Annotated in this window: 11 protein-coding genes; 10 read left to right on the forward strand and 1 reads right to left on the reverse strand. The window is 55.2% G+C overall.

From position 1 onward, the window contains the following. Positions 1-77 precede the first annotated feature (77 nt). The 10 genes from DOCECA_RS09110 to DOCECA_RS09155 all read left to right on the forward strand — a co-directional run bounded on the left by DOCECA_RS09110 (position 78) and on the right by DOCECA_RS09155 (position 13,987). A complete protein-coding gene (locus DOCECA_RS09110) occupies positions 78-1,931 on the forward strand; it encodes an ABC transporter ATP-binding protein (protein WP_434564041.1) in 1,854 nt (617 codons plus the stop codon). Positions 1,932-2,098: 167 nt separating this feature from the next. Next, positions 2,099-3,472: a sigma-54 interaction domain-containing protein gene (locus DOCECA_RS09115; RefSeq protein WP_434611435.1), complete on the forward strand. Its 1,374-nt coding sequence runs from the start codon at positions 2,099-2,101 to the stop codon at positions 3,470-3,472. A gap of 171 nt (positions 3,473-3,643) precedes the next feature. Beyond that, the gene (locus tag DOCECA_RS09120; RefSeq protein WP_434564043.1) at positions 3,644-4,792 is read left to right on the forward strand and encodes an iron-containing alcohol dehydrogenase; all 1,149 of its coding nucleotides are present in this window, start codon (positions 3,644-3,646) and stop codon (positions 4,790-4,792) included. A gap of 73 nt (positions 4,793-4,865) precedes the next feature. Further along, positions 4,866-6,305: a hypothetical protein gene (locus DOCECA_RS09125; RefSeq protein WP_420763958.1), complete on the forward strand. Its 1,440-nt coding sequence runs from the start codon at positions 4,866-4,868 to the stop codon at positions 6,303-6,305. 465 nt (positions 6,306-6,770) lie between these two features. Further along, complete coding sequence (locus DOCECA_RS09130) at positions 6,771-7,289, forward strand: hypothetical protein (RefSeq protein ID WP_445571799.1); 519 nt, start codon at positions 6,771-6,773, stop codon at positions 7,287-7,289. 8 nt (positions 7,290-7,297) lie between these two features. Then, the gene (locus DOCECA_RS09135; RefSeq protein ID WP_445571800.1) at positions 7,298-9,232 is read left to right on the forward strand and encodes an integrase; all 1,935 of its coding nucleotides are present in this window, start codon (positions 7,298-7,300) and stop codon (positions 9,230-9,232) included. Further along, positions 9,229-10,191: a TniB family NTP-binding protein gene (locus DOCECA_RS09140; protein WP_445571801.1), complete on the forward strand. Its 963-nt coding sequence runs from the start codon at positions 9,229-9,231 to the stop codon at positions 10,189-10,191. The genes DOCECA_RS09135 and DOCECA_RS09140 overlap by 4 nt, the downstream gene beginning before the upstream one ends. A 72-nt stretch (positions 10,192-10,263) precedes the next feature. Continuing rightward, on the forward strand, positions 10,264-12,438 hold the full coding sequence (locus DOCECA_RS09145; protein WP_445571802.1) for a TniQ family protein: 2,175 nt from the start codon (positions 10,264-10,266) through the stop codon (positions 12,436-12,438). An 846-nt stretch (positions 12,439-13,284) separates the two neighbouring features. Continuing rightward, on the forward strand, positions 13,285-13,734 hold the full coding sequence (locus DOCECA_RS09150; RefSeq protein WP_414880915.1) for a hypothetical protein: 450 nt from the start codon (positions 13,285-13,287) through the stop codon (positions 13,732-13,734). Next, on the forward strand, positions 13,727-13,987 hold the full coding sequence (locus DOCECA_RS09155; RefSeq protein WP_445571803.1) for a hypothetical protein: 261 nt from the start codon (positions 13,727-13,729) through the stop codon (positions 13,985-13,987). The genes DOCECA_RS09150 and DOCECA_RS09155 overlap by 8 nt, the downstream gene beginning before the upstream one ends. A 135-nt stretch (positions 13,988-14,122) precedes the next feature. Here DOCECA_RS09155 and DOCECA_RS09160 read toward each other — a convergent pair whose 3' ends face one another. Then, positions 14,123-14,578, reverse strand: a complete 456-nt coding sequence (locus DOCECA_RS09160; RefSeq protein ID WP_445571804.1) for a helix-turn-helix domain-containing protein — start codon at positions 14,576-14,578, stop codon at positions 14,123-14,125. Positions 14,579-14,723 lie beyond the last annotated feature (145 nt).

A 14,723-nucleotide genomic window follows, 5' to 3' on the forward strand; every position in this document is an offset into this window, starting at 1 on the left:
ACTGCCTGCGCGTCCAAAACCCTCAACGCATCCTTTAAATGCGACTATCTATTCGTCAGATCGTTTTGGAAATCACCATGCTTCGCCTATTCGAACAACGGCTAGACCCTTTCCCACCCGATGAAGTCCCCCCGCCACCCGACGGTCTGGCGCGGTTCCTGTGGGCTTGCACGCGAGGCGCACGCGGTTACATTCTCGCATTCGCGCTGCTCAGTGCCGGTGTGTCGATCTACGAAGCCTGGCTGTTTTCTTTCCTCGGTCAGGTCGTGGACTTGCTCTCGACCTGGCAGGCAGGCGGCGATGCGGCAGCGCAAGAGAGTCGGGTGCTGTGGGGCATCGGCATCATCCTGGTGGCCAGCGTTGGGCTGGTCGCGTTGCGCACGATGGTGCAGCACCAGATTCTAGCGATCAACTTGCCGTTGCGCCTGCGCTGGGATTTTCACCGGCTGATGCTGAGGCAAAGCCTGTCGTTCTTTTCGGATGAGTTTTCCGGCCGGGTCACCACCAAAGTGATGCAGACGGCGCTGTCGGTGCGTGAGGTGCTGTTCACCATCATCGAGATCGTTCCCGGGATCGGCGTGTACTTCATCGCGATCATCGCCCTGGCAGGCGGTTTTGACCTGAAACTGATGCTGCCTTTCATTGCCTGGATGGTCTTGTTCGGTGTCGCCATGCGCTACTTCGTGCCGCGCCTGGAGAAAGTAGGGCAGGAACAGGCCAATGCGCGGTCGTCGATGACCGGGCGAGTTTCAGACGCCTACACCAACATCACCACGGTAAAGCTGTTCTCCCACTCCAAGCGCGAAGCGCATTTTGCGCGCGCCGCCATGGAGGATTTCAAGCAAACCGGCTTTCGCCAGATGCGCTTGGTCAGCCAGTTCGAGATCGTCAACCAGGCCTTGGTGGTCGGGTTGATCATGGGCTCGGGCGGTTATGCCCTTTGGCTATGGCACCAAGGCGAAGTCGGCACCGGTGCCGTCGCGGCGATTACCGCCATGGCGTTGCGCATCAATGGCATGTCGCACTGGATCATGTGGCAAATGACCTCGCTGTTCGAGAACATCGGCACGGTGCAGGATGGCATGGCGACCCTGACCCGCGGCCCCAAGGTGCAGGATGCGCCAGACGCCGGCGTGCTGGTCACCACGGGCGGCGCGGTGACCTTCGATAAGGTGCGCTTCAACTATAACGGCGAACGACAGGTGCTCGATGGTCTGAGCCTGAGCATCCGCCCGGGCGAAAAGATTGGCCTGGTAGGCCGTTCCGGCGCCGGGAAATCCACGCTGATCAACCTGCTGCTGCGTTTCTACGACGTGGACAGCGGCGAGATTCGGATCGATGGGCAGAATATCGCCCACGTCACCCAGGACAGCTTGCGCAGTGCCATCGGCATGGTCACCCAGGACACGTCGCTGTTGCACCGCTCCATCCGCGACAACATTGCCTATGGCCGCCCCGATGCAACCGACGCGCAGATCCGCAGCGCCGCGATCAGCGCTCAAGCCGATGGATTCATCAGCCAACTGAGTGACAAGCAAGGTCATTGCGGCTACGACACCCTGGTTGGGGAGCGTGGGATCAAGCTTTCGGGAGGCCAGCGACAACGCATCGCCATTGCCCGGGTGATGCTCAAGAACGCCCCGATCCTGCTGCTTGACGAAGCCACCAGCGCACTGGACTCAGAAGTCGAGGTCGCCATCCAGGAAAGCCTCGATGAAATGATGAAGGGCAAGACCGTGATCGCCATTGCCCATCGGCTGTCGACGATCGCGGCCATGGACCGGCTCATCGTCATGGATGAAGGCCGCATCATCGAGCAGGGCACCCACGCCGAGCTGCTCGGGAAGAACGGGACCTATGCGCGATTGTGGCATCACCAGAGTGGCGGTTTCCTGGGGGAGGATCAGGGGGTGGTTGAGGCGGTGGAGTAGGCTGGCTCAGTATCGGAACAACACACGATTTCGGTTCCGTGTAATCGCGCAAACCGAAAGACCCGCGCATTTCAGGGCTTGTTCCAGGGAAGCGATTTTCTCGCAGGCGGGGTTTTGCAAGAATGTACCCTCTGCATATGACAGCTCCCCCTGAAGGAACCTCCCCGGTGAACGTCAATGACGCCAGCTTCGAAGAACTGCTCAACGCTCTCCATGACGGCGTCTACATCACGGATGGCGACGGCAATACGCTAAAAGTAAATCAAGCCTATGAGCGCCTGACCGGGCTCAGTGGTGCGGATCTCGTCGGTCGATCCATGCAGGAGCTGGTGAAGGAGGGCGTCATCTCGCAATCGGCCACATTGCGCGTGCTACAGGGTGGTCGGCCGGTATCGGTGATGCAGAGCCTGAGCCATGGCAAGAAGCTGCTCGTCAGTGCCACGCCAATTCTCGACGCTGGAAAGCGAATTTCATACGTGGTCAGCACCGTGCGCGACATGACTGAACTGCTGCGCATGAAACACGAGCGCGATGAGTTGCAACAGCTCAAACAACTGCGCAACAGCACCGCCAAGCTTCATGCCGGGCAACGGGACAATCTGCTGCGTTCTCCGCTCATGGCCGATCAGGAGGTTTCCGGCCGCGTCCTTTCGCTGGCCCGGCAGGTTGCGAGCAGCTCGGTGAAGGTGTTGCTTCAAGGCGAAACCGGCGTCGGGAAGACCCTCGTCGCGCAATTCATCCATAACGCCAGCCCACGTGCCAGCGAACCCTTCCTCGCGCTCAACTGCGGCGCGCTGCCCGAGAATCTGATCGAAGCCGAGCTGTTTGGCTATGCACCTGGGGCGTTCACTGGCGCAGGTCCCAAAGGCAAGCGTGGCCTGCTGGAACTGGCGCATCACGGCACGTTGTTTCTAGATGAGATTGGTGATCTTCCGCTGCCGGTGCAGGTCAAGCTGCTCAAGGTCATCGAAGAGAACCGCTTCATTCCTGTCGGCGGCCTGGAATTGAAGGAGGTGGATGTACGCATCATCAGCGCCACCCACCATGACCTCAAGCAGCGGGTGGCGGAGGGGCATTTTCGGGCTGATTTGTATTACCGGCTCAACGTGGTGCCGATTCACATACCGGCACTGCGCGAACGTCGGGAGGAGATTGCGCCACTCCTGCGTTACTACCTCGACCGATTCAACGTTCGTTATGAACGCCAGGTCCAGTGGAGTCTGGATGCCCTCGACTTGATGTGCGAATACGCCTGGCCCGGCAATATTCGCGAGTTGATCAATGTCGTCGAACGGCTGGTGGTGACCAATCAGACCGGGACTGTCGAGGCGCTTGATATGCCGGAAGAGATCCTCAACCTTAATCCGTCGAAAACCAATGACGCGGGGCTGCCACTGCGCAAGGTATTGGAAAATGCCGAGCGCAGCGCGATTCGCGCCGCGCTGCTTGCGCACAAGACCACGCGCCTTGCGGCCAAGGCGTTAGGGGTGAGCCAGGCGACTGTGGTGCAGAAAATGAAACGCTGGGAACAGTCTGATTAGGATTCTGATCAATGTAGGGTAAAACGATCAGAAAACTAATCGGAGCTCACCGGTAAAAAAGCCCATAATCCACGCAAAGTCCCGTAGGACGGGGCTTCCAGGGCATTGGCACGTCTTTCGCTATCCCATTTGGCACGTCTTCCATAAAACAACATCAACTGGACGAGCCCGATGAACATTTCTTCTTTCAAAATCGCCAATAAATTAATCACCGGACCCGGCGCAATCGAGCAGCTTTGCGCTGAGCTGACGCGCCTTGAGATCAAGAACCCACTGATCGTCACGGACACCGTCCTGGTGAACTCCGGCACTGTGGACCTGGCGCTGGCGCAACTCGGTGATCGCCACTACGGCGTTTTCGACCAGGTCAAACCGGAGCCTGAGGTGGCCATCGTGGAGGAGTGCACTCGCGCCTATCGCGAGGGTGGACACGACGGATTGATTGCGGTGGGTGGCGGCAGTGCCATCGATATTGCCAAGGGCGTCGCGGCGTATGCCGGTCATGCAGGTCCGCTGACGGAACTGTTCGGAGTCGATCTGGTGAAACGCAAGGGCCCGCCCTTGATTGCTATCCCGACAACCGCCGGCACAGGTTCGGAAGTGACCAACGTCGCGATTTTCTCCGACAAGCAAGCACAGCTGAAAAAAGGCATCGTCAGTGACTACCTGCTACCGGACGTGGCGCTGGTCAGTCCGACCATGACGTTGACCTGCCCACGCAGTGTGACGGCGGCCAGTGGCGTCGATGCGCTGGTGCATGCGGTCGAGTCCTATCTTTCAGTCAACGCTTCGCCAATCACCGATGCCATCGCGCTCGGTGCGATCAAGTTGATCAGCAAGGCGCTGCCGAAGGCTTATGCCAACCCAACCAACCTCCAAGCCCGGGAAGACATGGCCACCGCGAGCCTGATGGCCGGCATGGCGTTTGGCAACGCGGGGGTAGGGGCGGTGCATGCGCTGGCGTACCCGCTCGGCGGACGGTTCAACATCGCCCACGGCGTCAGCAACGCCTTGCTGCTGCCGTACGTAATGGAGTGGAACAAGACAGCTTGCGTCGAGCGTTTCCGTGACATCGCCGAAGCCATGGACGTGCGCGTCGCGAACCTGAGCGACAGGGACGCTGCGGACCAGGCTGTGAAAGCCATGGCGGATCTGTGTGCTGGCGTTGATATTCCCTCCGGGCTGCGCAGTTTCAACGTGCCCGAAGAGGCCATCCCAGCGATGGCGGAGGAGGCCAGCAAGATCGACCGTTTGATGCGCAACAACCCGCGCAAGCTGACGGCCGCCGATATCGAGAAGATCTATCGCGCCGCTTACTGATCCATAAAGCCATGGCTCCGGTTTCCCGGAGCCTGCGCCCGCCACTACAAGACCAATAACACAGGTGAACCCAATGTCTGACACTCCTGCGCAGCGGGGCGAAAGTCCATACATCCCGCTCGGTCCTTTCAAGGTCCGGTTGCCGTTTCTCCATTACAAAATCGAACTTCCAGACTACCTCCAAGGCTTGTTGATGTGTGCCGTGGACCTGGCCGCGATCCCGCTGATGACCGAACTGCTGGGCATGCCTTTCGAAGTCGCGCTTGCCGTGGTGATGCTCAACGGCTTGCTTTACCTGGCGCACCATTTGCTCGGTGACCCGACCGTTCCTGGCTGGATCACGCCGGCGGTTCCTCTGTTGATGGCTTACTGCGCACAGTTCCCAATGGGCCCGGAGCGTGTCCATGCCTTGATAGCCTTCCAGCTGATGCTTGGCGTATTTTCAATTGCCCTTGGGGCGACTGGAATGGCGAAAAAGGTTGTGGAATTCGTGCCCTCGGCAATCAAGTCCGGCATCATCGTCGGGGCTGGCTTGAGTGCCGTGATCGCGGTGTTCCAGGTAGGCGGGAAATTCAATGTACTGCCCTGGACCATCTCCATTGCGGTGGGCATAGCCTTCTACCTGATCTTTTCCCAGCACTTCAACGAGCTCAAGCAACGCAACCGCTTCTGGTGGAACTTCGCCAAGCTCGGCATCCTGCCGATCATCCTGCTGGCGGTGGTGATTGCACCGTTGTTTGGTGAGGCGCCATGGCCGACGATTCAGTGGGGAATCAGCCAACCGGACTTTGCTGGATTGTGGAATGACTACACCGTCTTCGGTCTGGGCATGCCGCCGGTCTCCATGTTCATCTCAGCGTTGCCGACCATGCTGGCGGCCTACATCATCGTGTTCGGCGACGTGCTCAGCGCCAAATCGCTCCTCGATGAGGCAGAAACCGTGCGCACCGACGAAGTCGTCGACTACAACGCCGATCGCGCTCACCTGATCTTCGGCGCGCGCAACGCGTTCATGAGCATCTTTGGTCCCGATGTCGCCATGTGCGGGCCAAAATGGGCCGCGATGCTGGTGGTGGTGATCGAGCGTTTCAAAGGTGGACCGAAGGCAATGAAGTCGATCATCGGCGGCGTCGGGTCGTTCCGCTGGGGTACCAACAGCGGTCTGCTGTTGTTGCCGGTCGTCACGCTGGTACAGCCGATTCTCGGTGTCGCCTTGTCACTGACGCTGCTGATCCAAGGGTACGTTAGCGTACGCCTGGGCATTCTCGAAGCCCGAAGCCAGCGTGACCTGGGCATCGCGGGCGTGATTGGCGCGGTGCTGGCGATCAAAGGCGCGAGCTGGGCATTTGGAATTGGCGTTGTGTTGTGCTTGCTGATCTACGGCAAGAACTTTTTCAAGGGGGAGGTGGATGGGACGTTTGCCAAGGACCTGAAGGCGCCGGGCGGCAACCCTGTCAGAGATGTCGGGTCGGCCCCCGCGATCAAGCGGGTTGCAACGGAGAATGTGCTTTAACCTGGGCGACGTGTCCGTCGATATCAGCCGGGCCGCAGCTGCAAAGCTCCGGCCCGGCATCTCCCTCGCTTGGACGTTAGGAAAATTCTGGTAGCGAGCGTGTGAGCCGGAAACAGTCCAAGCCGTTAGTGAGCGTCGATGTCGAGAGGTGGATTATGAATGTGGGTCAATCTTCTGATTTTCGAGAAGCGGGGTTACTGGAAGTGGACAACAGGTATCCACTTTCACTATCTTCCGTTCGTTCTGCATTTCCCTGAAAAATAAAGCCCCTCAAAATATCTGTCAGAAACCTCCGGCAAATTTTCAAAAATAAACGGAGATAAGTGAAACACGGTCTATACAAATCAATAGGTTACATATCTCCGTTGATTTGGACAGCCGGTAGTACCATCCCCACGAAACCCAGCTATTCTCTCTTCACGCGGTCATTTCCAAGGCGTCCAGATCCTAAATAGAGAGGGGTTTATGAGCTACGTAGGCGCGTTCGCAACCTCTGATCTCGGCCCGGAATTGCTGGTAGTTGTAGCCATCCACCGGCCTCCCCGTGACAGGGTGAAGCTCTGCCGACTCTCCGATGGCCACTGCTTTTCGCTCAATCCTTCGCGGGTGCAGATTTTGAAGAACGGCTGCGCTTCTTTCGAAAAGCATGCCCTAGCTGTGGTGAATGAGGCCCGGAAGTCTGTCACCCTCGCGACGACTGCGTCGGATACCGCCCAAATGCCGGATGACTGGCTCTCTGAATACATCAGGATCAACGAGGATACGTCGGCGAGTTACCGCAGCTTGCCCTTGACCACATACATCATTCAGAGAGAGTTCGAGCGCTCACATTTTTCGGCATACACCGCGGTAGACTGCTGGAAGCACGTGTGCCATATGTGCGAGCTCCTCGAAGTTCCCTCCCCAACTGTCGGTGTGGTGCGCAGTAGGCTTAGGGAGTTTGCAGGTCAAATTCTTACATCGCTGAAAGATCCGCTGCGGTAGCGACCATCATGGACGAGTTCGTTGTGGGCGAGAGTGTGTTCCTCAAAGAGACCGCTGGGGTTCACACCATTATTGACTATTACCCTGATACAGACAGATATGCAGTCCAGACTCCAGAGAAGTCAGCGGCGCCTATTAAAGTTTCTAGAGATGATCTCTTGAAAGTCTCAACGGATATACTGGAGCGTATCCGGCAGGAAGTTCTAGTCGGTGTGGAACAGAAACGCGTAAAGGACGAAGAGCCTAAGATTTCCTCCCGTTACACTGACGATCAGGTGTTGATAGCCAGAAGGCGTGCGCGTGTCGTAGAACCATTATATTCGATTGAAAAAGCCGGGAATAAAATAACCAAGCCCGACAAAGAACAGGCTATGGCGAAGCTTGAGATAAAAATGACGGTTCTCAATGACCTGTTAGCCAAGTATAGGAAATGGTCTAGTTGGGAAAGCTTAGTTCCAGGCAAGTCTGGGCGGCGCAAGGGCGCAACTAGGTTCGACCAAGAGGTTGAAGCCATCATGGCTACAGCCAGTAAGGAAGACGTGACAGGCCCAGGCGGGACTGTGCAAGCTGGAATTAACGGTGTTCAAGCACGGTGTTTAGAAAAAAACAAAAAACCTCCATCCCCTGCGACGATCAGGCGTCGGCACCGCCAAAACATTTCTGCACGCGAAGCAGTAGCAAATGATGCTGGGCCGAAAGTTGCGCGCGATATATATGACACTTATGACCATGGAGCGGTCACTACCCATGCTTTGCAAATTATCCATGCAGACAACAGCCCGCTGGACTGCCATGCAACTGATCCCGAAACAGGTCGGTGGCTAGGGCGACCCAATCTAACTCTCATCGTTGACGATCACACGGATTCGTACCTTGGTTTTGCTCTTACGTTCCGAGCATCTTCACGAAACACCTTGGCTGACGCCATGCTTATGGCGATTCAGCCCAAAGATGCTCTAATGCGAGAGTTTGGATTGGAAGGTAAGTTTCTTTGGATGCAATATGGGGCAGGAGAAAATTACCGAGTAGATAAGGGTGGTGACCTCAATGCCAAAACAGTTTTAGCTGGCCTAGACAAGCACGGCATTATCCCGCAGCAAAGAATTCGCCCTCAAAGTGGGGGAAAGGTTGAGCGAGCCTTTGGGAAAATCAACCCACTTTTCATGCAGAGGCTAAGAGGTGCCATTGCCTCAAATCGAAAAATGCGGCGAGGTGAAAATCCCCAGTCGATGGCGACGTACAACCTTACTGATCTGTTTATTCTTATAATTACGCAAATTTGTATTTGGCACGAGTTCCGCGGGAGTGACCAACTTACTCCCAATGAACGCTGGCTCAAGAGTTTCGGCAGAACAAACGGCGTTATCAGGGTGCCAAGAAGAATTCCTGACCCAAAGCACTTTTGGATAGATATTCTTCATGAGTATCATTGCAGTGTGAGTCGCGGAGGGCTCAGAACTACTGAGTTGATTTATGAAGTCGGCCCTTACAAAAATAAAGTTGGCACCCCGGTCAGGCTTAAAATTGATCACAACAACATACATCATGCTTGGGTTGAGTTTGAAGGTAAGTGGGAGGAGGTGCAGTTACTCAACAATCGAAATGCTGATATCCCCAAAACAATGTGGGCATGGGATATCAAAAGAAAGCATGGCCCAAAAGCTGGTCAGCTCACAATCCTAGGCCAGTATTACGTCAATATACAGCGCCACATTATTACAGATACGCAGCAGAGGCGACTCGAAGAGTCTCGACAGCTTCAAGAGCGGGTACTTTCATCACTAAGTCCAGGCCTAGTGAATAAAGCTCCTCAACCCAAGGAGCCGACCGACCTGGCCACAACGACTACCAAGGGCAGCCATGTCTCTGGCATACCGCATGGGCGCTCTACATCGCAACACCGTGGCCCCGCGCCACCTATGATGGGAGACGATGATCTATGAGCCATCTCAGCGAAAAGACCCAAGCCATGTTAGACCTGCCGCAGGAAGAGCGAGCGCTCGCCTGCATGCGCGAGCTCTTCCTCATGCATCCTACCGCGATGGCGGCCGAGATGAGCGCACAGCGTTTGGTGACGTTGCCTAGGTACACCTCTAATCCCGGTATGTCCTTAATCGCGCCCCCCGGGCTCGGAAAATCGTTGCTGGGCCAGCGGTGGCAGACTCAGAGCTTCAAGCCTGATTCCACATGGGCTGGGAAGGTGATTTACATCGACCTTGTGCAAAACCAAGCAAACCTAAACATCATGAAGCTTTTTCTGGCTGAGGTAGGTAAGAGGTTTAAAAAAAGACCGCTAACGCTGTCCTACCGGGATGTCGCTCTCGCTCAAAAGCTGATACGGGAAAATAACGTTCGCGGGGTATTCATCGATGAAATCCCGCTGCTTTGCAAGGCTCTGTCTGAAAAGCGACTCAATGGCGAGTATGGTGCGCTCAAGGGGCTTTCCGGGCCTGATTGGCAGTTGAATGTAATTTTGAGCGGCACGCCAGATGGTCTCATCAACGTCTTCGATTCTGACGCAACGCTTTCTACTCGATTCAACCTTCGCCAAACCGGGCTATCCGCATGGGAAAATGATTTCGAAGGTGAATCCTTCGTGAGCGGGTATCTGTGCTACATGCCTCTGGCTCAAAAATCGATCGTAAACGCTGCTCTCCTCAAAAACTTGTTTGACTGCGCACGAACGACAACAACGGTTGGAAAAATCCAGGTGGTGTACCGCTCCCGCCGAGCAGTGGTCGAAATCTTGAGGGAAGCATGTCGGATGGCAGTCGAGAGCGGGCAGGAGTACATCAACGCGGATAGCATCCTTGAGGCATGGAAAAGTATGCAGGGCGCCCAAGAGGCGCTTGAAATTCTGGAGCGGCCCATGCCCATGGTAGTCCAGGAGGCATCACTCTAAGGCTGAGTATGGGGGCTCTGGTTTCGAAATGGGCCTTCTGGATTCTGCGAAAATGCAAACAGGAGCTTGGCGTTGCTCAGTCATGAACCCCAAGAATTTTGGTCTGAAGCCTCTGGCAACCAAGACGCTCTCATTGATTGCTATCAGTTCATGACGCGGCAGGATAACCCTTCAGCGGCCGGGACAGTCAAGGATCAACGAGGCGAGGGCGGGCGAGGTGAAGCCCGACAGGAAGTCATGCTAGTCGTAGGTGATCCAGGATGTGGTGCTACTGCTTTGGCCTGTCAGCTTGATCATCGGCTACGGACGGCAGGTCTTAAAGTTTTGACCATGGATAAAATTTCGTCCTTGGAACCTGGTAGTTTCAAGGCAAATTTCGATGCAGCGATCCGGGTTCCGCCGAGCGTCAGTAACACTTCCTCGGGATCAACCTCGGTTGGCCTGAGTGCGCTTCAGCGCGCAGTCTTGGAGGCGCGGAATTATGACTGCTTCATCGTTCACGATATGGAGATTTACGCTTCTGACGAGACGGCACAGGCTGCAAACGCGGCAGCGATCATTCAGCTGATGCGAGCCAATCGAGCCGCTCGATTTGTGTTCCTAGGCGCAGCCGACATTATGGAATGGCTGACGCTTGAGTTGAGGGCCGCTCGTGTGGACTGCAGAACGGTTCAGCTCGAACCCATGCCCGCCAATTCGAGGTTTGGACACTTCGTTACTAGCGTAGCTCTGCGCGTTCTTCAGCCCTGTCCCCCAGGACGTATAGATGCACTGGATGTAGATACGATACATACAGAGTCAGGGGGTAAGGTCGGGCTCGCGATCAAAGTCTTGATCCATCAAATAATGGACAACGGATCACCGGTCGATGCAGGCGCTGATCAAAACTCCGCCATTTGGGTATGCGATGAGGACGAGTTCTCCGTCTTGGACGGCGGCCAGGCTGATAGATCGATCACCGCCTCGTTCGATGCCCCTGTAAATCTCCAAGTCCTTCAACCAACAGGCAGCATTGGAGGTCAGACAGGCAGCATTCGAGCTCAGGCAGATAGCGTGAGAAGGAGCAGCGGCTGGGAGCGGGAAAGCTCAAGTCAGCGTCAGCCCTCGGCTACACAGTCATGGAATCATTCAGGGTCAACCGAAACTGACTTCCGTCACTGCGACCCCGCAGTGGAGAACGAGTCCTTCTCTTCTTGGGTTGCCAGGCTTGGCATGGGGCAAGGTCATAGCGCTGGGCTCAGCTTGGGTGATGCCCTTGTTATGCATTGTGGCAAGGGCGGCGCTGACCCTGATCTGCAGTGGGCGAACCTAGAACTTCTGCAACCATTGAGCTTGTCAGACCGACTCTACGTCTCTGGCCAGTTCGCGCTGCAGATTCCTGGTGATGAAAGCAACTGTGCCCAAAGCTCTGGCAACCTAAGCAGTGACATCATTCCGTACTCAAAAGCGCTGAACTACTGCCCAGAGTGCTTCAAGGTTGATGTCGCGGCCGGCCTCGCTCCGGCCATGCGCGTGGAATGGCGGCAACCGTGGCTGTGTGTTTGCCAGCGGCACAACGCGCCTGTACTCCTCGAACGAATGGCCACTTCGACCTTCACTCTACTAGACAAGGGTTGGAGGGCTTTCGCCGAGTACGCTGGGAGCCCAGCTTCCAGACTCGCCACCCAGTTCCCGCTGCAGCATGCATCGTCGAAGCATGCCAAAGCAGACAATGATCGATTGTTAGCTTTGGCCGCCAGGATGCAAGGGTGGTTTTTCGAGCTTACCGCCGACACTACGCCTTCGGCAAAGGCTGCTGAGTTCTTAATGTCCTACTGGCTCCAAGACCCAAATGTAAGCGGGGCACAAGGCTACGCTCGAACTTACTTCTTTTACCGGCTCACCAAGCCGCAGGCGGCGACGAAGAAGCAGTATGGAGAAACATCAACTGAGCTCAAGCCTGATTCGTCACGTCCGCGTGATGCGGCCGTGGCGTACTGGATGCTCGGTATCGGGTTCGGTGTCATTGATACTTCCGAGGCGGAATTCATACGAGATACCACCAGGCCCTATTCAATTCCATTTCCGACTACCCGAGATGAGGCTTCTTCAGTAAGTGGAATGGCTTACGGCAAAGGTCAGCAACATGCCTATTTGGAGTATGCCAAATTAATGCTGAATGATGCAGAATATAGAACTGTGGAATGGGCACTTAAGTACGAGGGTGCTCTTTACAGAGGTCGAAACAAAGGCCGTGCTAAGTCGTAGGTCAAGGCGTCATAAATTAACCTTGTGCTGCTTTGCGTCGATAAAAGTCTCAACTTTAGAATCCTATGTTGAGAGGACTTTAGGTACTATCAACGTTACCCAGGGCCTAGGCCAGAGAGCTTTACGCCAAGCTGGACATTCACCTCTAAGTGAGTAAGCCGACATGGCCATCGTCAACTAGGAGGGCGCGGGGTAACTGACCTGACTGGTGAGGGTGAGTAGGTGGGCGAATAGCCCGTATTCAAGCTGTATCAGCTGCTTGGTGCAGCTCTCGGGTAGCGTTCGGTATGCGCTTTATCAGAATATTGGCAGCGACGCATTGCGTGGCGGATTGGAGCAAAGAGCTCGATGGCCGGCAACAATCGACCTTTGGTGCCAGCATTAACATATTGATATTTAAGTATTAAGACGTGTGTAAGGTGTGAGGAGTGAAAACTCGATTGCCGGTGTGGAGGGTTGTTTTGCGCGATCCGAGAAGGGAAATGAATAGCCTGCACACCTAGCAGCGCTGGCCTATCCTTTACCTCATATTATTCATAAATTGACAGAATGCACGGAAGGCCTGCGATCCAGCCCTAGTCGGCCGTTCCTCTCCCATTGCTACAGGCTAGGTAACAGTGGGATCCGGACGTTTTTATGATCTTGAGCGCTATTCATGATGCGCTACGGGGGCCAATGATGCTGGCATTTTTAATCCGACGAAAGGTAGCGGAGCCACTCATGAAAATCCAACCCACTGAATTAATTGGTAATTTTCGTTAAGCTTCTAAGGGTTTTTATAGATTCTCAATGCTATTATACTGGGCGCGTCTCCTCCCAAGTTCGTATGGCATGCAGGAGTAGCAGATGGTCAGAACACATACGCTTGTCGAGTACCGACTCAAGGAGTACGAGCTTGAGCAAGCCTTGCGCCGTCTGAAAAAGGAGCAGGAGGGCCTCGATTACAAGCTGGACGTGGAGTTCTACCTCCAACTGGAAGCCCTCACCAAGGATTACGGATATACCCTGAGCCAAGTGTTTGAGCTGCTTTTGGCAAGGTATGAGAAGGAGAACAGTGGCTTAGGTGTTGATGCTGATGGGCTGCAAGCCAGGACAAATGCCAAGCTGCTGGAGATGATCCAGCGACTTGAGGCGTTGTCCCCTGGGTTGTCAGACAAACATACTGCTCCCGTAAATACTGATGGTGGAAATGGAGAATTTTACGAGTCAGGTTCTGGACGAAGCGCTAGTGACGAACGCCCATTAGTGGCTTCGGTAGAGTCTGAAAGCCGCGTCGGGGAGAAACTCAATGACTAATGTTGAAGAGTTCATTGCTCTCAGCAATCGTATCACCATGGATTACGAGGCCATTGCACCTCTCTTGCGTGATCCGGAAGTTGTTAAGGCTGCACGATTTTTAGGCGAGCTTGATAAACTGGCTCAGCATTATGACTTTAGTGCCTTGGACATCATGAAATTAATTGATCCTGGTCGTGCTATACAATCTGAAAAAAATCAGAAAGAAAAAACTAAGAAGCCCCAGATGCGGAATCAGCGCGCAGTGCGTTAAGAACTACCGGCGCCCGCTTCAGAAAGCAATAACTACCACAATTCCCAGCTGCTGGCCGAATCTAACTCAGGTCAGCAGTGACCCTACAGGGTCTAACCTTATCCGTCAGCTCTCAGCAACTGGGCCGAATGAGCATCAAGACATCTTCTTCACGTGCTTGCTTATGGCCTGTCTGCTCACACCGAGCAGTCGTGCAATCTCAGCTTGGCTCAGCCCCTGATCGATGAGCTCCTTGATTTCTACATTTAGCTCTCTAGCCGCAGCAGCCACTGGGTGGGGGGCGTCGGCAGGTTGCGAAGGGATCTCACTGGACAACAGCCCATTCGCGCTGAGGTCACTCGCCAAGTGTTCAAGCACCTGTTGCGGCGTCTGGCCTCGCTCAGCAGCGTAAGCCAGTAGCAAGAGCGTTAGAGGATCCACCTCCAGCGCTTTGGCAAGGGAATGACTGACGTCGAGCGTCACCGAGCGTGTACCCGCTTCCAGCCGGCTGATGTAGGAGCGATCGGCAGCCTGGCCCAACGCCTGCTGAGAAGCCTCTCGTCGGGTGCGTAAGAATTTCAGGGCAGAGGCGTAAGCGGTTCGGAGCGACATAGACGTTTCCGTGTAAACGGAACGATATGCTGAATTTGCTTTGTCATACGCAAATGCCTATAGTCACATTAGTTGACGAGGTGTTCGCTGCTTGCCGGCGCGCGCCCATCCAAGCAGGCGCTCCCAATATACGCATAAACCGAAT

Source organism: Pseudomonas sp. E102, assembly GCF_052660185.1.

What these genes read in the sequence shown, in the direction of transcription:
- DOCECA_RS09110 (WP_434564041.1), top strand. Translation starts at nt 78, where the DNA reads ATGCTTCGCCTATTCGAACAACGGCTAGACCCTTTCCCACCCGATGAA.
- DOCECA_RS09125 (WP_420763958.1), top strand. Translation starts at nt 4,866, where the DNA reads ATGTCTGACACTCCTGCGCAGCGGGGCGAAAGTCCATACATCCCGCTC.
- DOCECA_RS09150 (WP_414880915.1), top strand. Translation starts at nt 13,285, where the DNA reads ATGGTCAGAACACATACGCTTGTCGAGTACCGACTCAAGGAGTACGAG.
- DOCECA_RS09120 (WP_434564043.1), top strand. Translation starts at nt 3,644, where the DNA reads ATGAACATTTCTTCTTTCAAAATCGCCAATAAATTAATCACCGGACCC.
- DOCECA_RS09155 (WP_445571803.1), top strand. Translation starts at nt 13,727, where the DNA reads ATGACTAATGTTGAAGAGTTCATTGCTCTCAGCAATCGTATCACCATG.
- DOCECA_RS09130 (WP_445571799.1), top strand. Translation starts at nt 6,771, where the DNA reads ATGAGCTACGTAGGCGCGTTCGCAACCTCTGATCTCGGCCCGGAATTG.
- DOCECA_RS09160 (WP_445571804.1), bottom strand. Translation starts at nt 14,578, where the DNA reads ATGTCGCTCCGAACCGCTTACGCCTCTGCCCTGAAATTCTTACGCACC.
- DOCECA_RS09140 (WP_445571801.1), top strand. Translation starts at nt 9,229, where the DNA reads ATGAGCCATCTCAGCGAAAAGACCCAAGCCATGTTAGACCTGCCGCAG.
- DOCECA_RS09135 (WP_445571800.1), top strand. Translation starts at nt 7,298, where the DNA reads ATGGACGAGTTCGTTGTGGGCGAGAGTGTGTTCCTCAAAGAGACCGCT.